The 23,180-nt window shown below is 70.2% G+C and carries 24 protein-coding genes and 1 pseudogene; 7 read left to right on the forward strand and 18 right to left on the reverse strand.

Annotated features, from left to right (window positions below):
• Window positions 1-5 precede the first annotated feature (5 nt).
• Together M1105_RS10195 and purB are read right to left on the reverse strand one after the other, a co-directional pair.
• Window positions 6-554 (reverse strand): glutathione peroxidase, encoded by a 549-nt coding sequence (locus M1105_RS10195; protein ID WP_249580261.1) that lies wholly within the window; start codon window positions 552-554, stop codon window positions 6-8.
• Between the two features lie 75 nt (window positions 555-629).
• A complete protein-coding gene (gene purB, locus M1105_RS10200) occupies window positions 630-1,934 on the reverse strand; it encodes an adenylosuccinate lyase (protein WP_249580262.1) in 1,305 nt (434 codons plus the stop codon).
• 57 nt (window positions 1,935-1,991) lie between these two features.
• Here purB and M1105_RS10205 point away from each other — a divergent pair, with 57 nt between their 5' ends.
• Window positions 1,992-2,786 carry a DUF6314 family protein gene (locus tag M1105_RS10205; protein WP_249580263.1) on the forward strand — a complete coding sequence of 265 codons (795 nt, stop codon included), beginning with the start codon at window positions 1,992-1,994 and terminating at the stop codon, window positions 2,784-2,786.
• Window positions 2,787-2,811: 25 nt separating this feature from the next.
• Here M1105_RS10205 and M1105_RS10210 read toward each other — a convergent pair whose 3' ends face one another.
• Window positions 2,812-3,966, reverse strand: coding sequence for a GGDEF domain-containing protein (locus M1105_RS10210; protein ID WP_249580264.1), 1,155 nt, complete (start codon window positions 3,964-3,966; stop codon window positions 2,812-2,814).
• Window positions 3,967-4,331: 365 nt separating this feature from the next.
• On the opposite strand from M1105_RS10210, the gene M1105_RS10215 reads away from it, so the two are divergent.
• Window positions 4,332-4,937: a PDC sensor domain-containing protein gene (locus tag M1105_RS10215; RefSeq protein WP_249580265.1), complete on the forward strand. Its 606-nt coding sequence runs from the start codon at window positions 4,332-4,334 to the stop codon at window positions 4,935-4,937.
• Between the two features lie 61 nt (window positions 4,938-4,998).
• On the opposite strand, the gene M1105_RS10220 is transcribed toward M1105_RS10215, so the two are convergent.
• The 4 genes from M1105_RS10220 to M1105_RS10235 form a co-directional block, all read right to left on the reverse strand.
• Window positions 4,999-5,799, reverse strand: coding sequence for an arginyltransferase (locus M1105_RS10220; RefSeq protein ID WP_249580266.1), 801 nt, complete (start codon window positions 5,797-5,799; stop codon window positions 4,999-5,001).
• A gap of 150 nt (window positions 5,800-5,949) precedes the next feature.
• Window positions 5,950-6,399 carry an RDD family protein gene (locus tag M1105_RS10225; RefSeq protein ID WP_249580267.1) on the reverse strand — a complete coding sequence of 150 codons (450 nt, stop codon included), beginning with the start codon at window positions 6,397-6,399 and terminating at the stop codon, window positions 5,950-5,952.
• A gap of 71 nt (window positions 6,400-6,470) precedes the next feature.
• Window positions 6,471-7,364, reverse strand: coding sequence for a polyphosphate kinase 2 (gene ppk2 / locus M1105_RS10230; RefSeq protein WP_249580268.1), 894 nt, complete (start codon window positions 7,362-7,364; stop codon window positions 6,471-6,473).
• Between the two features lie 71 nt (window positions 7,365-7,435).
• Window positions 7,436-8,395, reverse strand: coding sequence for an alpha/beta fold hydrolase (locus tag M1105_RS10235; protein WP_249580269.1), 960 nt, complete (start codon window positions 8,393-8,395; stop codon window positions 7,436-7,438).
• A 148-nt stretch (window positions 8,396-8,543) separates the two neighbouring features.
• Between M1105_RS10235 and M1105_RS10240 the strand changes: the two genes are divergently transcribed.
• Both M1105_RS10240 and M1105_RS10245 read left to right on the forward strand, forming a co-directional pair.
• The gene (locus tag M1105_RS10240; RefSeq protein WP_249580270.1) at window positions 8,544-8,912 is read left to right on the forward strand and encodes a truncated hemoglobin; all 369 of its coding nucleotides are present in this window, start codon (window positions 8,544-8,546) and stop codon (window positions 8,910-8,912) included.
• On the forward strand, window positions 8,909-9,967 hold the full coding sequence (locus tag M1105_RS10245) for an adenylate/guanylate cyclase domain-containing protein (protein ID WP_249580271.1): 1,059 nt from the start codon (window positions 8,909-8,911) through the stop codon (window positions 9,965-9,967). Before M1105_RS10240 ends, M1105_RS10245 begins: the two co-directional genes overlap by 4 nt.
• Window positions 9,968-10,126: 159 nt before the next feature.
• Here M1105_RS10245 and metA read toward each other — a convergent pair whose 3' ends face one another.
• The 6 genes from metA to M1105_RS10275 all read right to left on the reverse strand — a co-directional run bounded on the left by metA (window position 10,127) and on the right by M1105_RS10275 (window position 15,877).
• Entirely contained in the window at window positions 10,127-11,056 is a 930-nt protein-coding gene (gene metA, locus M1105_RS10250; RefSeq protein ID WP_249580272.1) for a homoserine O-acetyltransferase MetA, read from the reverse strand.
• 93 nt (window positions 11,057-11,149) lie between these two features.
• Entirely contained in the window at window positions 11,150-12,013 is an 864-nt protein-coding gene (locus M1105_RS10255) for an ATPase (protein ID WP_249580273.1), read from the reverse strand.
• 65 nt (window positions 12,014-12,078) lie between these two features.
• Window positions 12,079-12,420 (reverse strand): TraR/DksA family transcriptional regulator, encoded by a 342-nt coding sequence (locus M1105_RS10260; RefSeq protein WP_249580274.1) that lies wholly within the window; start codon window positions 12,418-12,420, stop codon window positions 12,079-12,081.
• Window positions 12,421-12,523: 103 nt separating this feature from the next.
• On the reverse strand, window positions 12,524-13,057 hold the full coding sequence (gene ppa / locus M1105_RS10265) for an inorganic diphosphatase (protein WP_249580275.1): 534 nt from the start codon (window positions 13,055-13,057) through the stop codon (window positions 12,524-12,526).
• Between the two features lie 152 nt (window positions 13,058-13,209).
• Entirely contained in the window at window positions 13,210-15,195 is a 1,986-nt protein-coding gene (locus M1105_RS10270; RefSeq protein ID WP_249580276.1) for a sodium-translocating pyrophosphatase, read from the reverse strand.
• Window positions 15,196-15,430: 235 nt separating this feature from the next.
• Window positions 15,431-15,877 carry an iron-sulfur cluster assembly scaffold protein gene (locus tag M1105_RS10275; protein WP_249580277.1) on the reverse strand — a complete coding sequence of 149 codons (447 nt, stop codon included), beginning with the start codon at window positions 15,875-15,877 and terminating at the stop codon, window positions 15,431-15,433.
• Between the two features lie 86 nt (window positions 15,878-15,963).
• On the opposite strand from M1105_RS10275, the gene hisI reads away from it, so the two are divergent.
• Complete coding sequence (gene hisI / locus M1105_RS10280) at window positions 15,964-16,347, forward strand: phosphoribosyl-AMP cyclohydrolase (protein ID WP_249580278.1); 384 nt, start codon at window positions 15,964-15,966, stop codon at window positions 16,345-16,347.
• Between the two features lie 10 nt (window positions 16,348-16,357).
• Here hisI and M1105_RS10285 read toward each other — a convergent pair whose 3' ends face one another.
• From M1105_RS10285 to rfbF, 5 genes are all read right to left on the reverse strand, one after another.
• Entirely contained in the window at window positions 16,358-18,121 is a 1,764-nt protein-coding gene (locus M1105_RS10285) for a potassium/proton antiporter (RefSeq protein ID WP_249580279.1), read from the reverse strand.
• A gap of 132 nt (window positions 18,122-18,253) precedes the next feature.
• On the reverse strand, window positions 18,254-19,411 hold the full coding sequence (argE, locus tag M1105_RS10290; protein WP_249580280.1) for an acetylornithine deacetylase: 1,158 nt from the start codon (window positions 19,409-19,411) through the stop codon (window positions 18,254-18,256).
• Window positions 19,408-19,950 carry a dTDP-4-dehydrorhamnose 3,5-epimerase gene (gene rfbC / locus M1105_RS10295; protein ID WP_249580281.1) on the reverse strand — a complete coding sequence of 181 codons (543 nt, stop codon included), beginning with the start codon at window positions 19,948-19,950 and terminating at the stop codon, window positions 19,408-19,410. The genes argE and rfbC overlap by 4 nt, the downstream gene beginning before the upstream one ends.
• A gap of 1 nt (window position 19,951) precedes the next feature.
• The gene (gene rfbG, locus M1105_RS10300; RefSeq protein ID WP_249580282.1) at window positions 19,952-21,004 is read right to left on the reverse strand and encodes a CDP-glucose 4,6-dehydratase; all 1,053 of its coding nucleotides are present in this window, start codon (window positions 21,002-21,004) and stop codon (window positions 19,952-19,954) included.
• Window positions 21,001-21,774 (reverse strand): glucose-1-phosphate cytidylyltransferase, encoded by a 774-nt coding sequence (gene rfbF / locus M1105_RS10305; RefSeq protein ID WP_249580283.1) that lies wholly within the window; start codon window positions 21,772-21,774, stop codon window positions 21,001-21,003. Before rfbF ends, rfbG begins: the two co-directional genes overlap by 4 nt.
• Window positions 21,775-21,904: 130 nt before the next feature.
• Here rfbF and M1105_RS10310 point away from each other — a divergent pair, with 130 nt between their 5' ends.
• Window positions 21,905-22,153 carry a class I SAM-dependent methyltransferase gene (locus M1105_RS10310; RefSeq protein WP_249580284.1) on the forward strand — a complete coding sequence of 83 codons (249 nt, stop codon included), beginning with the start codon at window positions 21,905-21,907 and terminating at the stop codon, window positions 22,151-22,153.
• A 36-nt stretch (window positions 22,154-22,189) separates the two neighbouring features.
• Window positions 22,190-23,164: pseudogene (locus M1105_RS10315) on the forward strand (methyltransferase domain-containing protein); the annotation flags it as partial.
• Window positions 23,165-23,180 lie beyond the last annotated feature (16 nt).

Consider the following 23,180-nt stretch of genomic DNA (forward strand, 5'->3'; position numbering starts at 1 on the left):
GCGGCTCAGCCCTGTGGCAGCAGCGCCTCTATGGCCGCGGTCAGGCGCGGATCGCCCGGCTCGACGCGGGTCGGAAAGGCATCGACGAGCGACCCGTCGGGAGCGACGAGATACTTGTGAAAGTTCCAGCCCGGCGCCTTTTCGGCCCCCAGAGTGGCGCGCGCCCATGCGTAGAAGGGATGCGCCCCCGTGCCCTTGACCGTGGTGATCGCGGTCATCGGGAAGTCGAGCCCGAAATTGACCTCGCAGAATTCCTTGACCTCGGCCTCGGTCGCCAGTTCCTGCCCGCCGAAATCGTCCGAGGGCACGCCCAGCACCACGAGGCCCCGGTCGCGATAGCGGTCGTAGAGCGCCTGCAGCCCGTCATACTGGTAGGTGAAGCCGCAGCGCGAGGCGGTGTTGACCACCAGGACCGGGCGCCCGGCGAAGTCGGCGAGGCGGATCTCGCCGCCCTCGATGCCGGGGAAGCTGAAGTCATGCGCGCGCATCTCGCCTGCGTGCAGCGTCACCGGGCTCAGCGCGAGCGCGGCGATGAGGGTGCGGCGGGTAAGCATGTTGATCCTCCGGCGGCCGTGATCCCGCCTTGAGATATCGCGCCCGGGCCCCTCTGCAAGGCCGCCGCCCGTGGCTCAGCCCGCGCCGAAGACGCGCGCGAAGATCGTGTCGACATGCTTGGTGTGGTAGCCGAGGTCGAACTTCTCCTCGATCTCGGCCTCGCTCAGCGCGGCGCGCACCTCGGGATCCGCCTTGAGTTCGGCCATGAAGTCGGCGCCGTGCTCCCAGACCTTCATGGCGTTGCGCTGCACCAGCCGATAGGCATCCTCGCGGCTCACGCCCTTCTGCGTCAGCGCCAGCAGCACCCGTTGCGAATGCACCAGCCCGCGGAACTGGTTCAGATTTCGCTCCATGTTCTGCGGGTAGACCAGCAGCTTGTCGATGACGCCTGTGAGCCGCGCCAGCGCGAAGTCGAGCGTGACCGTCGCATCCGGCCCGATCATCCGCTCGACCGAGGAATGCGAGATGTCGCGCTCGTGCCACAGCGCCACGTTCTCCATCGCGGGCAGCGCATAGGCGCGCACCATGCGGGCTAGGCCCGTCAGATTCTCGGTCAACACCGGGTTGCGCTTGTGCGGCATTGCCGACGAGCCCTTCTGGCCGGGGCTGAAATACTCCTCGGCCTCCAGCACTTCGGTACGCTGGAGGTGGCGGATCTCGATGGCGATGCGCTCGATCGACGAGGCGATGACGCCCAGCGTCGCGAAGAACATCGCATGCCGGTCGCGCGGGATGACCTGCGTCGAGACCGGCTCGGGGGTCAGCCCCATGGCCTTGGCGACATGCTCCTCGACCGCCGGGTCGATGTTGGCAAACGTCCCCACCGCGCCCGAGATCGCGCAGGTCGCGACCTCGGCCCGCGCCGCCACCAGCCGCGAGCGGTTGCGCGCCATCTCGGCGTAAGCCTGCGCCATCTTCAGCCCGAAGGTCACCGGTTCGGCATGGATGCCATGGCTGCGGCCGATGCAGACCGTGTCCCTGTGCTCGAAGGCCCGGCGCCTGAGGGCCGCGAGCAGCGCGTCGAGGTCGGCGATCAGGATGTCGGCCGCGCGCACGAGCTGAACGTTGAAGCAGGTGTCGAGCACGTCCGACGAGGTCATGCCCTGATGGACGAAGCGGGCCTCGGGGCCCACGAATTCCGCCAGATGCGTGAGGAACGCGATCACATCATGCTTGACCTCGCGCTCGATCTCGTCGATGCGCGCCACGTCGAATTCCACGTCCCTCGCCTTCCAGACCGCCTCGGCCGCCGATTTCGGGATGACGCCAAGGGCGGCCTGCGCGTCACAGGCATGGGCCTCGATCTCGAACCAGATGCGGAAGCGGGTCGCGGGCTCCCAGATGGAGGCCATCTCGGGGCGGGAATAGCGCGGGATCATCGGCGGCGGTCCTCGGCGGCGTTGCGGGGAATGCGCGGCGTGGGGTAGCAGACGGGCATGACGGTGGCAACCGAACTGGCGACGGCCGCGTATTTTCTGGGACGCTGGCAGATGGTCCGTCTGATCGACGACCGCGCCGCCGGCGTCTTCGGTGAATTCTGGGGCGAGGCCGTGTTCGAAGTCGCGGCGCTGCCGGCTTCCGATGCGCCCTCCGGAGCCGCGCGGCTGGTGAAAGCGGACGCGTCCCCCGCATCGGAGCAGGCCGCGGCGCCGCAGGGGCAGGGGCAGCGCGACGCGCCCTCGGGGCAGGGCGCGGCCGCCCAAGATCCTGCCGCGGCGGTCGGCCATGACTCCGGGCATGACGCGGGCGTCGCTGCGTCGCGCGACGACGCGCTGTTCGGGGGCGGCGCAGGGCCTGCCGCCCGCGACGCCGCCGCTTCGGCAGAGCTTGCCCCCGCGGCGCCCTCGGGCACCGCGCCTCGCGACCCGCGGGGTGCGGCCGAGCCCGGCACGGGTGCCGGACCGCAGGCCGCATGCGCGCCGGGAGGACCCGGTGATCTGGCCTGCCGAGAGAGCGGCGTGCTGCGCTTCGGCGGCAGGGACTTTGCCGCCGGGCGGGTGACCTTCTGGAGGTTCGGGCCGCGGGGCGCGATCCACGTCGCCCATGACGACGGGCGGCCGTTCCACAGCTTCCATCCGGCGGAAGCTCAGGCCCTGCATCTGTGCGGCGAGGACCGCTACGAGGTCGACTACAGCTTCATGCCAGATGTCTGGACCAGCCTCTGGCGGGTCTCGGGGCCGCGCAAGGATTACACCATGACCACGCGCTATTGCCGCATCACCGGGGGCTGAGCGGCACGCGGTGCGCCGGTCCGCCTCAGCCCGCGCGACGGCCCGTGACCGCCGAGGCGAGCCTAACCGGGTAGTGCACGTCCAGATAGACCTGCGCGTCTGGGTGGAACCGGAACAGGCCTCGCCCCTGGGCCTTGGCGGCATAGAGCGCGGCGTCGGCATGGCTCAGCAGCCGCTCGGAATCCGCGTCGAGCGGCGGGGTCAGCGCGATCCCCACCGAGGCGCCGATCGCGCAGCGCTGCGCGTCGATCTCGATCGGCTCGCCCACCGTCTGGATCAGGCGCTCGGCGAGATGCTCGAGTCCCCGCGGGTTGCGCCCCTCTGCGGCGATCACGACGAATTCGTCCCCGCCCGTGCGGCCGAGGAAATCCGACCGCCGGATCGCCTTCTGCATGCGCCGCGCGACCGAGGCGAGCGCGGCGTCGCCGACGGCATGCCCGAAGCGGTCGTTGATCTGCTTGAATCCGTCGAGGTCGATCTGGAGCACGGCCACCATCTGGCCAGTGCGCCCGGCGGCAGCCAGCGAGCGGCGCAGATGTTCCTCGACATAGCGTCGGTTGGGCAATTCGGTGAGATGGTCGTGCAGGGCCGAATGCGCGAGCTTCTCCTGCGTCTGCTCGAGCGTGCGCGTCACCCGCGTGACCTCGCCCAGCATCGGACGCATGATCGCGAGCGCCACGACGACGAGCCCCCCGATCCCGCAGAGAAGCCCTGTGAGGCGTACCGCCGAGGCGGCCCGCGCCGCGTCCCGTGCCGCCCCTTCGGCGCGCGCCGCGGCGGCATCGAGCTCCCGGCCCAACGCGAGGGCATCGGCGCGCAGCCGATCGGCTGGCATCGCGTCCCCCGTGGCGAGCGCGCGCGCCATCCGCGCAAGTTCGGCGAGCCCCGGCGCCCCCGCCCCCTCGAGCGCCGCTGCCGCGGACAGTGCCTCGGCCGCTTCGCGCAACGCCTCCCGCGCGGCCGCGTCGCCCCCACGCGCGACCTCGATCCCGGCAAGTGCCACCCGCGCGACGAGGGCACGCTCGGCCTCCCGCGCGTGGCGTTCCTCGATTCGGGCGCGTTCCTCGGCCAGCAGCGCCGCGCCGAGCCCGTAGCCCGCCACCTGCAGCCCGCCGAGCAGCGCGAGCGCCGCGGCGAAGCCGCGGACCATCCGGCGCGAGAGCTGTAAGGCGTTCGTCATGCGGAAATCCCGAACTGAGTGCCGTGCGACGCTAGCGGGGATTCCTTTACGAAGGATGACCAGGCTGGACGCCTGCCGCCCGAGGCCCGCGGGCCTTGCCGGCGGTTGCCCCGATCACGCCCTCGCGTTGCCCGAAACAGACCAAACTGTCGACAGATATTCCCAACATGCGTAGGATCCGCTCCGAGGGAAATGCTGGGGAAGTGCCGATGTCAGCGGGAGCGGAAAAGCCCTTCGTCGCACGCGGACAAGCGGCGGCCACGCCCGGACGCGCCGGGCGGGCAGCAGCCATCTCGCCGCCGCCGAAGCCGACCCCGACGGGTGCGGCGCCGGGCCGTCCCGCAAGCTTCTGGCTGGAGCCGATCATGAAAATCTCGACCGCCGCCGCGCTCGCGCTGCTTCTTCACGGGGCCTCGGGTGCCGCTGCGCAGAGCGTTCCCGACTTCGCCGAGGACGTCAAACGCGTCGCCGAGGGCGACCTGCAGAGCTGGATCAGCGATCCCGTCATCATCTATGCGATCCGCGAGCAGAACGAGACCTACAAGGGCATCCGCCCCGGCAAGATCAAGTTCCTCGACGAGACATGGATCGCCGAGGTCAATGAATCAGGCGGCGGGCCGATGATCTTCGACCTGCTCGACCGGCAGGCCTCGGTCATCGTGCGCGACCGGCGGGAACTGGCGAAGGGCGTGATCACCGAGATCATCCTCATGGACCGATACGGCCTCAACGTCGCGATCAGCGACCCGACCTCGGACTTCTACCAGGGCGATGAGGCCAAGTATCAGGAAACCTTCCTCAAGGGCCCCGGCGCGGTCCATGTCAGCGAGATCGAGCTCGACGCCAGCACCCAGAAATACCAGACGCAGGTCAGCATGACCGTCACCGATCCCGAGAACGGCGAGCCGATCGGCGCGGTCACCTTCGGCATCGACCTCGAAATGCTCAAGGCGCAGCGTCCCAGTCAGTGATGCGGCCCGCCCGGCATCGCGGCATCCGGCAAAAGGATCCGCCGCGCCAGCCGCGCGGCGCTCATTCGACCAGAGGGTCGCGCGGGGCGGTAAAGCGCGTGGCGCGCCACCTGCGGAATTCCTCGACATCCGCGAAGCGCCGCCAGTTGGTCCCGTCGCAAAGTTCGAAGGGCCGATAGCCGATCTTGTAATGCATCTTCGGGCTCTGGGCGACCCAGTAGCCGAGATAGACGAAGGGCAGCCCCATCTCGCCCGCGAGCCGGATATGGTCGAGGATCATGTGGCTGCCGGGGCTGCGGCCGCTCTCGTCGGGATCGAAGAACGAGTAGACCATCGACAGCCCGTCGGCGAGCACGTCCGACAGGCAGGCCGCCACCAGCCGCGGGGCGCCGTTCTCGGGGTCGGCGAGGCTGTATTCGACCACAGTCGAGTTCACCGGGGTCTCGTCGACCATCGAGGCGTAGTCGAAGGCGTCCATGTCGGCCATGCCGCCATCGGCGTGGCGGCTGTCGAGGTAGCGGCGGAACAGGCGGAACTGCGTCTCGGTCGCCCAGGCCTCGCAGGTCCGCCGCTCGAGATCGGCGTTGCGCTCCATCGTCCGGCGCTGCGCGCGCGAGGGGCGGAACGCATCGACCGGAATGCGGATCGACATGCAGGCCGAGCAGCCGACGCAGGCGGGGCGGTAGATCACCGACTGCGAGCGTCGAAATCCCCTCAGCGACAGCGCGTTGTTGACCGCGACCGCGTTGGCACCCTGCAGCGTGGTAAAGACCTTGCGCTCCTCGCGTCCGCTTAGATACGCGCAGGGCTGCGGGGCGGTCAGGTAGAACTGTGCCTTGAGCGCGCTTTCGTGGTGCGACATCGCTGCGTGATCCGGATTCCCTGGTCCGAGCCTCTCCTCCGCCTGTCAGGTTATCACCGAAAAATGGCGAGTCACTGGCGGAGTTGCCCACTCTCGAGGAAAAGCCTCGCAGTTTCGTTAAGGCCGCGCAACCGGGCGGGCGCGCGCCCCTCACTCCGGCCGGTTGATCATCGCGGTGCCCAACGGCAGGTCGTGCAGCAGCTGGCGGCGCGGGTTGAACGCCATGAGCGCGACGCCGATGAGCATCGCGAGCGGGATGTAGAGCGTTGCGAAATAGGCGAGCGTGTGCACCGCCGCGAGCGGCCCGTCCAGCCGCTCGCCGTCGGGGCCGCGCAACTCGATCCCCGCCGCCAGCATCCCCAGCGTGGCCGAGCGCTCGCGCAGCATGGTGAAGCGGTAGATGAAGCCCACCAGCGCGAAGGCCGGCACGATCAGGAGCCAGCCGAGCCCCATCGTCACGAACCCCATCAGCAGGCCGACCAGCCCGACCGTCGCCATCAGGAGCAGCGTCACCAGCGCGTCGATCACGAAGGCGACCAGCCGGCGCAGAGGCACGCCGTCGTAGAACTGCGGGTCGCGGTCGGGGTCGGGCAGGCCCATCGGGGCACCTCGCGTCTGGCGGCCGGGCGCCTGATGTGGCGCCGCCCGCCGCCGGCGTCAAGCTGCGGCGGTCAGGTCTCGCCGGCCGGCATGATCTGCGGGCCGTCGACGATCAGCGAATCGGGCGGGCAGGCCACCTTGCGGTCGCGATGCGCGTAGTCGATCGCGCTCAGCACGATGCGCTGGGTCGCGATGCGCGCGCGCCGCTTGTCGTCGGCGCGCACCACCCGCCAGGGCGCGTGCGCGCTGTGGGTCCTGCGGAACATGTCCGCGATCGCGACCGAATAGTCGTCCCAGCGGCGTAGTCCATCGACGTCGATCGACGACAGTTTCCACTGCTTCAGCGGGTCGGCCTCGCGCGCCAGCATTCGGCGCATCTGCTCGGCGCGGCTCACCGTCAGCCAGATCTTGAAGAGCCGTACGCCGTCCTTGACCAGCATGTGCTCGAACTCGTTGACCTGCTCGAAGAACAGCTCGCGCTCGGCATCGGTCGAGAAGCCGAACACCCGCTCGACCACCGCGCGGTTGTACCAGCTCCGGTCGAAGAACACGATCTCGCCGGGGCCGGGCAGGTGCTGGATGTAGCGCTGGAAATACCACTGGCCGCGCTCGACGTCGGAGGGCTTGGCAAGCGCCACCACGCGCGCGCCGCGCGGGTTGAGGTTCTCGGTGAAGCGCTTGATCGAGCCCCCCTTGCCGGCCGCATCGCGCCCCTCGAAGACCAGAGCGACGCGCGTGCCCGTGGCCTTGGCCCATGCCTGGAGCTTCACCAGCTCGATCTGCAGCGCGGCCGTCTCGGCGTCGTAGGTCTCGTGGTCGAGCCGGCGCTCGTGCGGGTAGGTCTCGGCCAGGATCTCGCCCTTCTTCGCGTCCTCGATGCGCTGCCGCAGCGCCTTCGGGAAGCCCTTGGCGTAATAGGCCGAAATGGCGCCGTCGAACGGCTTGCCGAACACGCCCCCGCTCATCCGCTCGCCTCCTCCGCACCGGTCGGTCCGCCGGCCAGACTAGGGCGGCCCGGCGCGGGCGTCGAGACGGCTCAGGCGGCGGTCTTGCCCTCGGCCTCGCCCGCCGCGCGCGCGATGGCCGTGGCGAGGGTTCCGGGCGCGGCGTGGTGGGCCATGTGGCCCACGCCCTCGAGGATCGTCAGCCGGACCTCGGGCAGCACCTCGGCCAATCCGCGCGCGTGGCGCTCGGGGTCGATGAAGTCCTCGGCGCCATGAATGATCTCGACCGGCAGGCGCAGGCCGGGATAGCGCGGCGCCATCCGGCGCAGCGCAGCGTTCAGGCCCGAGATGTCGTCCGAATTCGCCGCGAGCGTCGCCTCGCGCAGTGCGAGCGGCCCACCGACATAGGCCGCGTAGCCCTCGGGTGGCTGCTGCGGGCGGAAGACGCGGTCGATGAAGCGGTCGATGCCGTCATCCTCGGCCACCGACTTCATGTACTCGGTGTAGGCCCAGGTGATCGCGCCCGAAATCCCCAGCGCCTCGAACACCCGCGCCATCCCCGAATAGGGCATCGTGACGCCCGAGACCGAGACGACACCCGCCGTCCGGTCCGGCGCGTCCAGCGCCCAGGCGAGCGCGAGCGCCGCGCCCCAGCTGTGGCCGACCACCACCGGGCGCCCGGCCCCCAACTTCGCCGCCGCCGCGCGCAGGATCGCGGCCTGCACCGCCGGGTCGGCGGCGTCCGCGCCTTCGGGCCTGTCGGAATGCCCGAAGCCGGGGCGGTCGAAGGCGATCACGCGCCGCCCTGCGGCGATGTGCGGCGCGATCGAGAAGGTCCAGTCCCGCAGGTTGCCGCTCGCGCCATGCACCAGCACCGCGGGCACGCCGCCCGGCGGCCCGGCCTCCCAGGCATGGATGCGCAGCCCCTCGACCTCGACGAACATCCCGATCGGCGGAAAATCGCGCTCGGCGTCCTCGGTCGGGAAGGGGGCGGCGCAGCCCGCGGCCAGCGACGCCGCGCCTGCGCCGGCCAGGAAATCGCGTCGTCTCAAGCCCGGTCTCCCTGACTGCCCGCCCTCGACCTAGGGCGTCGCGCCCGCCGCGCAAGGCCCGCGCCGGGAACGCGCTTGGCTTTCGCGCCATGGGTCGATTATTCTCGTAAGGGCAATCGCCGGGCTGGCGAGGTCGCAGGGGAGCGGCATGTCGAAAACGCTCTACGAGAAATACGGCGGCTTCCGCACCGTCAGCCGGGTGGTGATGACCTTCTACGACAAGGCGCTCGAGTCCGACCAGATCGGCGACTATTTCGAGGCGGTCGACATGAAGCGGCTGATCGACCACCAGACCAAGTTCATCTCGGCGATCCTCGGGGGCCCCGCCAGCTATTCGGACGAGCGCCTGCGGCAGGTGCACGCGCCGCTGGAACTCAGCCACGCCGACTACGACGAGATGGCCGCGCTGCTCGCCGAGGCGCTGGCCGAGCACGGCTTCGCGCCGCCCGACATCCAGATGGTGATCGCCGAGATCGAGGCCCGCCGCGCCCCCATCATCGGCAAGGGCAGGGGATGACGATCGCGGCCATCAACGAGCGCTTGCTGCGCGCGATCGGCGTGGGCGTCGCCATTCTGCGCGAGCGCGATCTCGCGGTCATCTTCCACAATGGCGCCTTCGCCGAGTGGTTCGGCGAGCCTGCCCCGGACGCCACGGTCGCCGACGCGCTGCCGGGCCTCGACGCGGAGGTGCTGCGCGAGGCCATCGCCACGGCCGGGCGCTATGACGCCGAGATTTCGATCAAGCCGCGCCGCCGCAGCCTCTCCATCGCGCTCGCCGTCTCGCCCGCCGAGGCCGATGGCGAGCGGCTCCTCGTGATCGAGTGCCAGAACGTCACCCGCATCCGCGAGCTCGAGTCGATGATCGACAGCTATTCCAGCATGGTCGAGCGCAACACCCGCGAGTTGGAGCGCGAGAAGGAGCGCGTCGAGCGGCTGCTTCTGAACATCATGCCCCGCTCGGTCTACGAGGAGTTCAAGAGCTTTGGCGTGGTCACGCCCCAGCTCTATCCCTCGGTCTCGGTGCTGATGCTCGACTTCGTCGGCTTCACTGCCTTCGCGGCGCAGACCGATCCCACCGTGACGCTGCACGAGCTCAACGACGTGTTCACCGCCTTCGACCGGATCTCGGAGCAGTATGGCTGCGAGCGCATCAAGACCATCGGCGACGCCTACATGGCGGTTGCAGGGATGCCCGAGCCCACGCCCGACCACGCCCGCGCCGTCACGCAATGCGCGATCCGCTTCATCCGCTACCTCGAGCGCCGCAACCAGAGCCACCCGCACAAGTGGCAGGCGCGCATCGGCCTCGGCACCGGGGCGGCGGTGGGCTCGGTCGTCGGCATCCAGAAATACGTCTACGACGTGTTCGGCCCGGCGGTGAACATGGCCGCCCGCCTGCAGGCCTTCGCGAACCCCATGGCGATCGTGGCGCCCGACGAGATGAAGGCGGCGCTGATCGACGACTTCCACCTCACCGATCTGGGCCTGCACGAGATCCGCGGCATCGGCGAGATGCGCCTGATGCGCGTGGCACCCGGCAACGAGACCGCGCGGCGCGGCGTCCCGGCCTGAGAGCCGCCTGTTCCGAGCGGAACCCTCCCCGGTGGCACCCGCTGCCCCGGCCTTCGAGCCGGGGCCTCGTCCATGCTGTCGAAGGCGGGGGCGGGACAGCCGGGAGCCGCCACGCCGAGAGGGCGCCATCACCGATCTTCGGATCGGCACGAACCCCGATCAACCCGCCTCGTCCGTCCCGATCGCGCCGAGGTCGTAGGGCGTGGTCTGATAGACCTCGTTGATCCAGTTCCCGAACAGCAGGTGCGCGTGGCTGCGCCAGCGGTTCTCGGGCGGGCGGCTCGGGTCGTTGCCGGGGTAGTAGTTCACCGGCACCTCGATCGGCTCGCCCTTGGCCACGTCGCGGTCGTACTCCTCCTTGAGCGAGGTCGTGTCGTACTCGATGTGGTTGAACATGTAGAGCGCGCGGTGCGCCGGGTCCTCGATCAGGCAGGGCCCGGTCTCGGGCGCGCTCATCAGCACCGAAAGCCCCGCGTCGCCGGGCAGTTCCGCCTCGCGGATCTCGGTCCAGCGGCTCACCGGGATGATGAAGTCGTCCGAGAAGCCGCGCAGATAGGGCGAGGCCGGCGCCCGGTTGCGATGGCGGAAGCAGCCGAAGGCCTTCTTCGCCAGCGCGTGCTTCCGGACCCCGTGGAAGTGGTGCAGCATCGCCTGCGCCCCCCAGCAGATCGCGAAGGTTGAGTGCACGTTGGTCTGGGTCCAGTCGAAGATGCGCGTGAGCTCGGCCCAGTAGGTCACCCTCTCGAAGTCCAGAAGCTCGATCGGCGCGCCGGTGACGATCAGTCCGTCGAACTTGCGCGCCTCGACCTCGGGGAAGGGCTGGTAGAACGCCTCCATGTGCTCGGGTGCGGTGTTCTTCGAGCGGTGCTCGGACATCCGCACCAGCGTCAGCTCGATCTGCAGGGGCGTGGCCCCGATCAGGCGCGCGAACTGCGTCTCGGTCCGCGCCTTGTTAGGCATCAGGTTCAGGAGTGCGATCTGCAGCGGGCGGATGTCCTGCCGCGCCGCCGTCTCCTCGGACATCACCATCACGCCCTCGGCACGCAGCACGTCGTGGGCGGGCAGCTCGGCGGGGATCTTGATGGGCATCGGCGCAGGTCCGTCTCGATGAGGCGTCGGGAGGCGATACATAGGGGCAAGCGAGGGCCGCGCGCAACCATGCGGGCGCGGGCGGCGGGCGGCTCAGCCCCGCCGGTCCAGCGCCGCGGCGATCAGCCGGTCGAAATCCGCGGGGGTCGCGACACCCGCGATCTCGGCCGCCTCGACGGTGATGCCCCAGTTGCGCGCGATCGCGGCATAGCGCGGGATGCGGTGCGCCAGCAGCCTGCGGAAGCCCCAGGCGATGAAGTGGTCTGGGTCGACCGCGCATTCCTCGACGCCCTGCTCGGCGAGATATCGCGCCCAGGCCGCGCGCAGGAAGTCCTCGGGGTAGTACATCGGCTTCGGCGCCTTCTCGAAGCGGCGCACCAGCTCGTCCTCCAGCGCCTCGGTGCCGCGGATCTGCACCATCAGGACGGCATCCGACAGCGCGCGCAGCACCGGGTCGGCGGGGTCGTCCGGGTCCACCACCTCGCAGATCGAGCCGCCCGTATCGCACATGAAATGGGCATAGCCATAGATGTCGCGCGCCTTCTCGATGAAGCGGGCCGTGTCCATCAGGGCCGCGATCTCGGCGTCGCGGTGCTGGCGCTGGCGGCGGACATATTCCTCGAAGGGGATGCCGCCCTTGTCAGGGTCGCCCGGCTTGCCGAGATAGGTCGAGAGCGGCGCGAGGTTCTCGAACGAGATGTTCGAGGCGATATAGATCGAATCCGAGCGCAGGAGCTGGCGCAGGAATGGGTTGCGCATCGCCTCGCGCTTGAAGTTGTCGACGATGTGCTCGCCCATGTAGCGCGTGCCGATGCGGAAATCGATCGAGTAGTGGAACCAGTCGGCCTCGGCCCGCAGCATCGCCGCGATGCGGGTCTTGCCGAGGCCCGACATGCCGAACAGCGCCACCGCCTTCTGCGGCGCGCTCAGGTATTCCTCGGCCGTTTGGTAGATCATGGCTCGCCCCCGCGCGTTGCGGCTCCGTCTCTAGCGGGCGGCGCGGGCCTTGCCAAGCGCGGGCCTCAGCGGGTTCCGGCGCAATGCACGCAGTAGGGCGCCGCCGGGTCGAGCTGCAGCCGTCTCAGCCCGATTTCCTCGCCGCAGTCGAGGCACCATCCGAAATCGCCGCCTTCGATCCGCGCCAGCGCCGCGTCGATGCGCTTCATCTGCGCGGCGCGGCGGCGCGACTGACCAAGCGCCATCGCCTGGACCTGCATCGCGTCCATGCGGCTGAGCCGTCCGACCGATTGCTGGTCCAGCTCGACCGGCGCGCGGTCGCTCTCGGTCGCGGCCTCCTCCGCTGCCAGCGCGGCGCGCATGGCCTCGAGCTTCTCGCGGAACCCGTGAGCCGTCCTGTCGTCCATCGCGCCACCTCCGCGCCCAGTGGAGCAGGCGCGCGCGCACCTTGCAAGGACGCGAAAAGCCCTGGCGCGGGGGCCGGGGCTTCGGGTTCGGGTTCGGCGCGGCTTACTTCGCGGCCTTGGCGCGGTCGATCGCTTCCTGGATCATCTTGCGCGCGCGGGCGGCGTCGCCCCAGGTCTCGACCTTCACCCACTTGCCGGGCTCGAGGTCCTTGTAATGCTCGAAGAAGTGGTTGATCTGCTCGCGCGTGATCTCGGGCAGGTCCGAGAAGTCGTGCACCTTCTCCCAGCGCCGGGTGATCTTGGAGGAAGGCACCGCGACGATCTTCTCGTCCTTGCCCTTCTCGTCCTCCATCACAAGGACGCCGATCGGGCGGCACGAGATGACGCAGCCCGGCACCAGCGGACGGGTGTTGGCGACCAGCACGTCGATCGGGTCGCCATCCTCGGACAGGGTGTGGGGCACGAAGCCGTAGTTCCCCGGATAGCGCATCGGCGTGTAGAGGAAGCGGTCGACGAACAGCGTGCCCGACTCCTTGTCCATCTCGTACTTGATCGGCTCGCCGCCGACCGGCACCTCGATGATGACGTTGATCTCTTCCGGGGGGTTCTTGCCGACGGGAATGGCGTCGAGTCTCATGATATCTGTCCTGATCCGCAGGTTGATGGCCGACTGGCCGCGCTTATAGGTGCGGCGCGGCCATGTTGCAATGCACAATCAGGTCGCAGCGGCGCCGCGCCAAATGCGAGGGGCCCGGGCTTGGCCCGGGCCCCGGCTCGTGCGTCAGGCCGTCAGAGCAGCGGCGCGATCACCAGGCTCACGATGGCCATCACGTTGATGAGGATGTTCATCGACGGGCCCGAGGTGTCCTTGAAGGGATCGCCCACGGTGTCACCGACGACCGTCGCGGCATGGGTCGGGCTGCCCTTGCCGCCGAGGTTGCCCTTCTCGACATGCTTCTTGGCGTTGTCCCAGGCGCCGCCGGCATTGGCCATCATCAGCGCCATCAGCACGCAGCCCAGAAGGCCACCCGCCAGCATGCCGCCCAACGCCTCGGGGCTGATCAGGAAGCCCACCGCCGGCGGCATCAGGACTGCGATGGTGCCCGGCAGGACCATGCGCTTGAGCGCCGCCTGCGTGGCGATGTCCACGCATTTCGCCGTGTCGGGCTCGGCCTTGCCTTCCAGCAGCCCGGGGATCTCGCGGAACTGCCGGCGGATCTCGTTGATCATGTCGAAGGCGGCATCGCCCACCGCCGTCATGGTCAGCGAGGCGATCAGCAGCGGGATGGTGCCGCCGATGAACAGGCCCACGATCACCTGCGGGTTGGACAGTTCGAGCTCGAAGCCCTCCTTGTGGTGCGAGACCGTCTCGACGAAGGCCGCGATGATCGCCAGCGCCGCCAGCGCGGCCGCGCCGATGGCGAAGCCCTTGCCGATGGCGGCGGTGGTGTTGCCCAGCTCGTCCAGCGAGTCGGTGATGGCGCGCACCTCCTTGCCCATGCCGCCCATCTCGGCGATGCCGCCGGCGTTGTCGGCGACGGGCCCGTAGGCGTCGATCGCCATCGTGATGCCGACCGTCGCCAGCATGCCCACGGCGGCGATACCGACCCCGTAGAGGCCCGCGAGCGAGGTCGAGACATAGACGATCCCGGCGATGGCCAGCAGCGGCAGCACCACCGACTGCATGCCGACGGCAAGCCCGGTGATCATCACCGTGGCAGGCCCGGTCTCGCCCGAACGGGCGATCTTCACCACCGGCGATCCGCCCGTGTAGTGCTCGGTCACGAGGCCGACGATCACGCCGCCCACGGCGCCCGAGACCACCGCGAGCCAGATCTCGGTCCCCAGGCCCAGCGCCTTGATGACGACGAAGGCCAGCGCCACGAAGATCACCGGCGCGCCCAGCGTTCCGGTTCTCAGCGCCGCCGCGGGCGCCGCGTCCGACCGCTTGCGGACCACGAAGATCATGGCGATGGATGCAAGCAGTCCCACGCTCGCCAGGATCAGCGGCAGGATCAGAAGCTCGGCCTGCCCGGCCACCCCGGCCATGGTGCCGGCGATGGCCATGGTCGCGATCATCGCGCCGCAATAGGATTCGAAGATGTCCGAGCCCATGCCGGCCACGTCGCCCACGTTGTCGCCCACGTTGTCGGCGATCACGCCGGGGTTGCGCGGGTCGTCCTCGGGGATGCCGGCCTCGATCTTGCCGACGAGATCGGCGCCCACGTCGGCGCTCTTGGTGAAGATGCCGCCGCCGACGCGCGAGAACAGCGCGACGCTGGAGGCGCCCACGCCGAAGCCCTCGAGCGAGTGCACCTCGCCGCCCAGGAACCAGAACAGCCCGCCGAGGCCCAGCAGGCCCAGCGAGGCCACGCATAGCCCCATGATCGAGCCGCCGAAGAAGGCCACCGTCAGCGCGCTCGCCGCGCCCTCGCCCTTCGCGGCGGTGGCGGTGCGCACGTTCGCCTTGGTCGCGGCATACATGCCCAGCCAGCCGGCGATCGAGGACGACAGCGCCCCGGTGATCACCGCGATGGCGGTGGACACGCCAAGGAAAATCCATGCCAGCGCGACGATCGCGGCCACGAAGAACACGAGGATGGAATACTCGCGCTTCATGAACACCATGGCGCCCAGGTGAATCTGGTCGGCGATCTTCTTGATGCGGTCCTCGCCCTCCGGGTACTTCATGACCATCGTGAAGAGGAGGTAGGCGAAGCCGAGCCCGACCACCCCGAGGAGGGGCGGCAGGGGCATGAGTGCGCTTGAGGCCATGATCGTCCCTTGCTGTTGTTTCGTCCCGGACATGCGGTGATTGTGGTCGCGAACGCGGCCATGGGGGTCGGTCGCTTGCCCCCGGATCCTGCCTCGCGCGCCCGGTCGTTCGGTGCCGGGCCGCAACTTGGATAAGCCGCGCGGTGGGGGCTGTCCAGCGTCTAGGGTGACGCGCCGCGCCGCTCGGGCACGGCGCGCACCATGCCGGCGCCGTCGTTCCGGGATCAGAAGTGGGTCAGGCCGCGCAGGCCGCGTCGATCGCCGCCAGCGTCGCGTCCCAGGCCAGAAGGATCGAGGCGTGGCGGTTCTTGTAGTCGCGGGCGGGTAACAGCGCCTCGAGCCCGTCGAAGGGCGCGTCCGGCACCGGCCCGCCTTCCTTGAGCATGGCATGGAGCTGCTCGCGGCCGCGCGCGATCTCGGTCCGCGTGCGCCCCACCGCAGCCGCCCCCAGCACCGAGGCCGAGGACTGGCCCAGCGCGCAGGCCTTCACGTCCTGCGCGAACGTCGCGATCCGCCCGTCCGCCATCGTCACGTCGACCGTGACCGTCGAGCCGCAGAGCGGCGAGCGTTTCGACGCCGTGCCGTCGGGCGCGTCGAGCCGGCCGACATGCGGGATCTCGGCCGCAAGCGCGAGGATCCGGTCGGAGTAGAGCTTCATCAGGTCCGAGGTGACGGCGGTCATGGGCAGGCTCCAGGTCTTACCGGGGCTAGATAGCGCCTCGCCGCCCGGTGTAAAAGCCCCCGCGAAGCCGCAGGAAGGGATGCCCGATGACCGAGACCGACACCGCGCAGGTTCCCTTCGACCCCGTGACGCTCAGCTACGACGCGCGCGGCCTGATCCCCGCCATCGCGCAGGACGCGGGCTCGGGCGAGGTGCTGATGCTGGCCTGGATGAACGCCGAGGCCGTGGCCGAGACGCTGGCCACGGGCCGCGTCACCTACTGGTCGCGCTCGCGCCAGTCGTTCTGGCGCAAGGGCGAGAGCTCGGGCCATGTCCAGCGGCTGGTGGAGATGCGGGTGGACTGCGACCGCGACTGCCTGCTCATGCTGGTCGAGCAGACCGGACCCGCCTGCCACACCAACCGCCGCGCCTGCTTCTTCACGGCGATCCGCGAGGGCCGGGAGGTCGAGATCATGGCGCCCGAGGGGTGAGGCGGCGCGCTCAGCCCAGCCTCGCCAGCAGCCGGTCGAGCCAGCCGCGGCCCGCCGGAGCGTCGGGCTCCAGCACCACGCCGATCTCGGCGACCCGGTCGTCCCCGCCCAGCTTGCGCACCACCAGCTCGATTGGCCCGAAACGCATGCGGTCGCCGATCGCCGGTTGGTTGTTGAACTCGTTTGCCAGCATCTCGCCCAGCGTGATGGCGGGTGTCTCGACCTCGACGGCGGGGGCGTAGAGCGCGGCCAGCTCGCCAAGCGTGGCCTCCTGGGTTAGCACGAAATCGCCCAGTTCGGCCAGCTCCTCGGGCCCGGCCGGGCTGCCATAGACCCTGTCGAGCAGATCGACCTGCCCGTGCGAGGCGAAGAGATAGACACGGTCGTCGCCCTGGAGCGGGCCCGCGTCGTGCACCGAATGGGTCCGCTCGCCGCGCAGGATGACCAGCGGGCGCGCCCAGCGCGGGATTCGTGCGCCGCGCGTCAGCATGTTGTCGGGGTGGATGCGATAGCCCACCAGTTCGACATCGGCCTTGCCCGGCAGGTCCAGCTCGATCCGGTCCACCAGCCCCGCCGGCGGCGGCACCAGCAGCTTGAGCCGCCGCGCTGCCGCGCGGATGGTCCAGCCCTGCACGATCAGCGAGGCCAGCACCATCATGAACACCACGTTGAACACGAGCTGCCCCTGCGGCAGGCCCGAGAGCGAGGGCAGGATCGCGAGCAGAATCGACACCGCGCCCCTCAGCCCCACCCAGCCCGTGAAGGCGATCTCGCGCCCCGTGAACCGGAAGGGCATCAGGCACAGCCACACCATCAGCGGCCGTGCGACGAAGATGAGATAGAGCCCCAGCGCCACCGCAGGCAGCGCGACGGCGCCGAACTCGCTCGGCGTCGCCAGCAGACCGAGCGTGAGGAACATGCCGATCTGCGCAAGCCAGGTCATGCCGATCTGGAAGCGTCTCAGACTCGCCGCGCGCCGCACCCGGCTGTTGCCCGCCACCAGCCCGGCCAGATAGGCGGCGAGGAACCCGCTTCCCCCCAGCATCCCCGTCGCGGCAAAGACCATCAGTGCCACGCTCAGCGCCGTGATCGGGTAGAGGCCGGGCTCGAGATCGCCCAGCCGGTTCAGCAGCCAGGCGATGAAGAAGCCGCCCGCGACACCTGCGGCTGCGCCGATCCCCATCTGCCGGGCGAAGGCCGAGGCCAGTTCGAGCCCCGCCGCCTCGAATCCCGCCCCTGTCGCGGCGAGGCCCGACAGCGTAATGGTCAGGAAGATCGCCATCGGGTCGTTCGTGCCCGACTCGATTTCGAGCGTCGATTTCACCCGGTCGCGCAGCGTGATCCCGCCCACGCGCAGCAGGAAGAACACCGCCGCCGCGTCGGTCGAGGCGGCGATTGCCCCCAGCATGAGCGACTCGATCCAGCCGAGCCCCAGCAGGAGGCGCGCACCGACGCCCACCAGCCCCGTCGTCAGCACCACCCCCAGCGTCGAGAGCACGATCGCGGGGGCCGCCGCGATGCGGTAGCTGCGCAGCGGCGTCTCGAAGCCGCTGTCGAACAGGATGATGGCAAGCGCAAGCGACCCGATGAAATAGGCGGTCGGCCCGCTGTCGAAGTCGATGCCCAGAAGCCCGTCCTCGCCCGCGAGCAGGCCGATTCCCAGGAACACCAGCAGCAACGGCGCGCCCAGCCGCTGCGAGGCAAGGCTTGTCAGCGCGCTGGCGGCGATCAGGCCCGCGCCGATCAGGATGGCAAGGCTGATCCAGTCGAGCATGTCGCGTCGAGGGTCCGTTCGGTGTGTCGGAGAAACGGGCGCGCGGACACGCCCCATCGATCATTCTCCAAGCTGACCGAGGGATCAAGCGCGGGGTCGGACCACGCCGTCGACCGCGCGCACCCGGCAGCCTCACAACCCCGCTTCCAGCCTCTCCACCAACCGTTCCAGCATCGCGTCGCAGCGGGCGAGCTGGTCGCGGCTCACGAACTCGTCGGGCTTGTGGCCCTGGCTCATCGAGCCCGGCCCGCAGATCGCCGTGGGCACGCCGAGGCGGGCCGAAAACAGGCCCCCCTCGGTGCCGAAGGCCACCTTGATCGTGGCGTTCCCCCCGGTCAGGGATTGGACAAAGCGCACCACCTCGGCCTGCCGGTCGGTGCCGAGGCCGGGGTAGGAGAACAGCTCCTCGAACTCGATCGCGGCCTCGGGGGCCTGGGTGCGCGCCTCGTCCACGATGGCGTCGGCCGCTGCCCGGATGCGGCCCACGATCTCGGCCGCGTCATCCTCGGCGAGGTTGCGCACCTCCCAGTCCAGCACCGCCCGGTTCGGCACGATGTTGAGTGCGACGCCGCCCTCGATCCGCCCGGCATGGAGTGTGGTGTAGGCGATGTCGTAGTCGCCGTCGCGCGTCCCTTCCGCCTCGATGCGCGCCTGCTCGGCCCGGATCGCGGCGACGAGGTCGCAGGCGAGGTGGATGGCGTTGAGTCCGGTCGGCGCCAGCGCCGAATGCGCCTCGCGCCCGCGACAGGTGGCGCGGATCGCGACCTTGCCCTTGTGCCCGGTCGCGACGGTCATCGAGGTCGGCTCGCCAACGATGCAGAAGGCAGGCTTGACGGGCGCCGCCGCCAGCATGTCCACGAGGCTGTGGACGCCGAGGCAGCCCAACTCCTCGTCATAGGAAAAGGCGAGGTGCAGGGGCGAGGCCAGCCTGCGCCCCGCTGCCCGCCGCGCCGCCGCCAGCGCAGACGCGACGAAGCCCTTCATGTCCGCCGTGCCGCGACCGTAGATCAGGCCGCCGCCTTCGGTCAGCTCGAAGGGCGGGCGGGTCCAGTCCTGCCCGTCCACCGGCACGACGTCCGTGTGTCCCGACAGCATCACGCCGGGGCGGTCGGCTGGGCCGACGGTCGCCAACAGGTTCGCCTTGTGCCCGCATGGCGAGGGGATGATGCGGACCTCGATCCCGGCCTCACGCAGTTGCCCCGCCACCCAGTCGATCAGCGCCCGGTTGGGGTCGCGCGACACCGTGGGAAAGGCGATCAGCCGCGCCAGCAGCGACTCGGTCTCGGTCATGCCTGTCCCTCCGCGCCAATCAGCGGGTGCCGCCGGTCGCGCTCCGACAGGATGCGCGGTTCCGCCGGCCAGTCGATGCCCAGCGTCGGGTCGTCCCACCTGAGCCCGCCCTCGGCGCCCGGCGTCCAGGGGTGGTCGGTGATGTAGAGAAGCTCGCTTCCGGGCTCGAGCGTCAGGAAGCCATGCGCGAAGCCCTTCGGGATCAGTACCGCGCGCCGGTTCTCGCCCGACAATTCCACCCCCACCCAACGCAGGCGGGTGGGGCTGCCGGCGCGCAGGTCCACTGCCACGTCCCAGACCCGGCCGCGCAGGCAGCGCACCAGCTTGGCCTCGGCATGGGGCGGGTGCTGGAAGTGCAGGCCGCGCAGCGTGCCGGCCTCGGCATTCATCGACTGGCTGATCTGGCAGGGGCGGAAGTCGATGCCGGCGGTGGCAAAGGTCTCGGCGCACCACAGCCGCGCGAACCAGCCGCGGGCGTCGCCGGCCGCGTCCGTCTCGACCACCGCGACATCGGGGATCGATTGCGGCAGGACTCGCATCTCAGTCCCCGCCTGCCATATAGGCCGCGATCTGGCCACGGCTCACCGCGCCCATATCGGCGCCCCTCAGCCAGGCGCGGTACCACTCGGCCGTCCATTCCAGACCCTTGCGCCCCGGCAGCCGCTCGGCCCAGCCCAGCGCGCGGCGCGCGAGCGCGCTGTCGAGCGCCAGCGCCCGCGCCTCGACCGAGCCCGGAACCGGCTCGTGCCGCCAGCCCATGCCCCCAAGTAGGCCCGAGATCGTCTCGGCCGCCTGCGCGACCGTCGTCACCGCCTCAGGCGCGGGGCCGATATTGAGCGCGGGCAGTTCGGCGCCGCCCGCCAGTTCCTCGAGATGCAGGAAATACCCCGCGAGGCAGTCGAGAACATGCTGCCAGGGCCGCGTCGCCTCAGGGTGGCGCAGCACCACCTCCTCGCCGGCCGCCACCGCGCGCACGATGTCGGGCACGATCCGGCTCTCGGCAAAGTCGCCCCCGCCGATCACGTTGCCCGCCCGCACGGAGGCAAGCGGCGCGCCGGGGAAGCTCGCGCGCCACGAGGCCACCAGGATCTCGCAAGCGGCCTTCGAGGCCGAGTAGGGGTCCTTGCCGCCCAGCGGGTCGGCCTCGGTGAAGGGCCGCCCGGTGTCGTCGTTGCGGTAGACCTTGTCCGAGGTCACCACCAGCACCGCCGCGCCCGGCGCATGGGCGCGCAGCGCGAAGAGGAGGTTCGCGGTGCCCGAGACATTGGTCTTCCAGGTCTCGACCGGCTCGCGCAGCGACCGGCGAACCAGCGCCTGTGCGCCCATGTGCAGCACGAGGTCGGGCCTCGCCGCGATCACGGCATCGGCCACCTCGTCGGGGCCGCGCAGGTTGGCCAGCCGATTGTCGATCTCGCTGCCGACGCCGGCGAGGTCGAAGTGGCTGGGATCGGTCTCGGGCGCGAGCGCGAGGCCCTGCACCTTCGCCCCCATCGACGCGAGCCACAGCGCCGCCCACGACCCCTTGAAGCCGGTCTGCCCGGTCAGCAGCACGCGCTTGCCCTCCCAGAAGGCCGGATCTGGCAGGCGGCTCATGCCCAGACCTTCCAGGGCGCGCCGCCGCGCTCCCACAACTCCTCGAGCTGGCGCTTGTCCCTGAGCGTGTCCATCGGGCGCCAGAACCCGGTATGTCGGAAGGCCATCAGCTCACCATCCGCGGCAAGGCCCGTCAGCGGCGCGGCCTCGAAGGGCGTGTCGTCCGCAGTGATGCGGCCGATGACCGACGGGTGGAGCACGAAGAAACCGCCATTGATCAGCGCGTTGTCGCCGGGCGGCTTCTCGATGAAGCGCGCGACGCGCTCGCCCTCGAATTCCAGCGCGCCATAGCGGCCGGGAGGCACCACGGCGGTCAGCGTGGCGGCCCGGCCATGCGCGCGGTGAAAGGCCACCAGCCGCGTGATGTCGATGTCGGCCACGCCGTCGCCATAGGTCATGCAGAAGGGCTCGTCGGGATCGAGGAACCCCGCGATGCGCCTCAGCCGCCCGCCGGTCATGGTCTCCAGCCCCGTGTCCACCAGCGTGACCCGCCAGGGCTCGGCGGCGGTCGCGTGCCAGCTGACGCTGCCGTCCGCGAGGTCGACCGTCAGGTCCGAGTTGTGCATCCGGTAATTGGCGAAATATTCCTTGATCATGTAGCCCCTGTAGCCGCAGCACACGATGAAGTCGGTGATGCCGTGATGGGCGTAGATCTTCATGATGTGCCACAGGATCGGGCGGCCGCCGAGCTCGATCATCGGCTTGGGGCGATGGTCCGATTCCTCTGCGATGCGCGTCCCCAGCCCGCCCTCCAGAAGCACTGCCTTCATCGCTGGTCCCCCCGTCGCCTGACGCCCCCGTGATAGGGCGCGCGGCGCGGGCGCGCAACCGGGCGCGATCGCGCGCCCCCCGCGCCTTGGCTATCACGGGCGCCGTGCAGGCATCGGTGGAGGGCGGAACATGACGGATCGAGGCGCGCGCACGGCCTGCCGCTTCTGCGGCGCGGGGCTTTCGCTCTCGCTGATCGACCTTGGCGACCAGCCGCTTGCCAATTCCTACCTGCCCGACGATCCGGCCGCGGTGGCCGCCGAGCAGCGCTTTCCGCTGCACGCGCGGGTCTGCCAGTCCTGCTGGCTCGTGCAGCTCGACCACGACGCGCCGGCCGAGAGCATCTTCGCCCACGACTATGCCTATCTCTCGAGCTACTAGGAATCCTGGGTCGCCCATGCCGCGCGCTATGCCGAGGCCATGGCGGCGCGGCTCGGGCTCGGGACGCAAAGCCGTGTGATCGAGGTGGCCTCGAACGACGGCTACCTGCTTCAGCATTTCGTGAAGGCCGGCGTCCCGGTGCTGGGCATAGAGCCCGCCGGCCATGCCGCCGAGGTCGCGCGCGGCCGCGGGGTCGAGACCAGGGTGGCCTTCTTCAACGCCACGACCGCGGCGGGGCTTGTCGCCGAGGGCATCTCGGCCGACCTGATCGCGGCCAACAACGTGCTGGCGCATGTCCTCGACATCCGCGGCTTCGTCGCTGGCTTCCCGCTGGTGCTGGCGCGCGAGGGCGTCGCTACCTTCGAGTTCCCGCACCTCCTGAACCTGATCGAGCGCGTGCAGTTCGACACGATCTATCACGAGCACTACAGCTACCTCTCGCTTCTGGCGGTCGAGGCGGTGCTGGCCTCGGCGGGCTTGCGCGTCTTCGACGTCGAGGAATTGCCGACGCATGGGGGCTCGCTCAGGGTCTTCGCCTGCCACCGGGCCGCGGCGCATGCCGAACGCCCCGGCCTCGCCGCCGTGCGGGCGCGCGAGGCGGCGGCGGGGCTCGCCAGCCCCGCGCCCTATGCCGGCTTCGCGGCCCGGGCCGGGGCGCTGCGGTCGGGCTTCCTCGACTTCCTCGGCCGGGCGCGGGCCGCGGGGCTGACGGTCGCGGCCTATGGCGCGGCGGCCAAGGGCAACACCTTCCTCAACTTCTGCGGCGTGGGCCGGGCCGATATCATGGCCGTCGCCGACCGCAACCCGCAGAAGCAGGGGCGCCTCCTTCCCGGCTCTCACATCCCGATCGTCTCGCCCGAGGCGCTGATCGCCGTGGCGCCGGACCGGGTGGTGATCCTGCCGTGGAACCTGAAGGACGAGATCGCGGCCCAGCTCGCGCCCCTCGCTGCCCGCGGCACGCGCCTCGCGGTAATCGACGCGGGCGCGCCGGGGGGCATCGTGCTCCTCTGATCCCGCCCGCCGCGGC

Origin of the sequence: Thermohalobaculum sediminis (assembly GCF_023487995.1) — a bacterium.
GTDB classification, from domain to species: Bacteria; Pseudomonadota; Alphaproteobacteria; order Rhodobacterales; family Rhodobacteraceae; genus Thermohalobaculum; species Thermohalobaculum sediminis.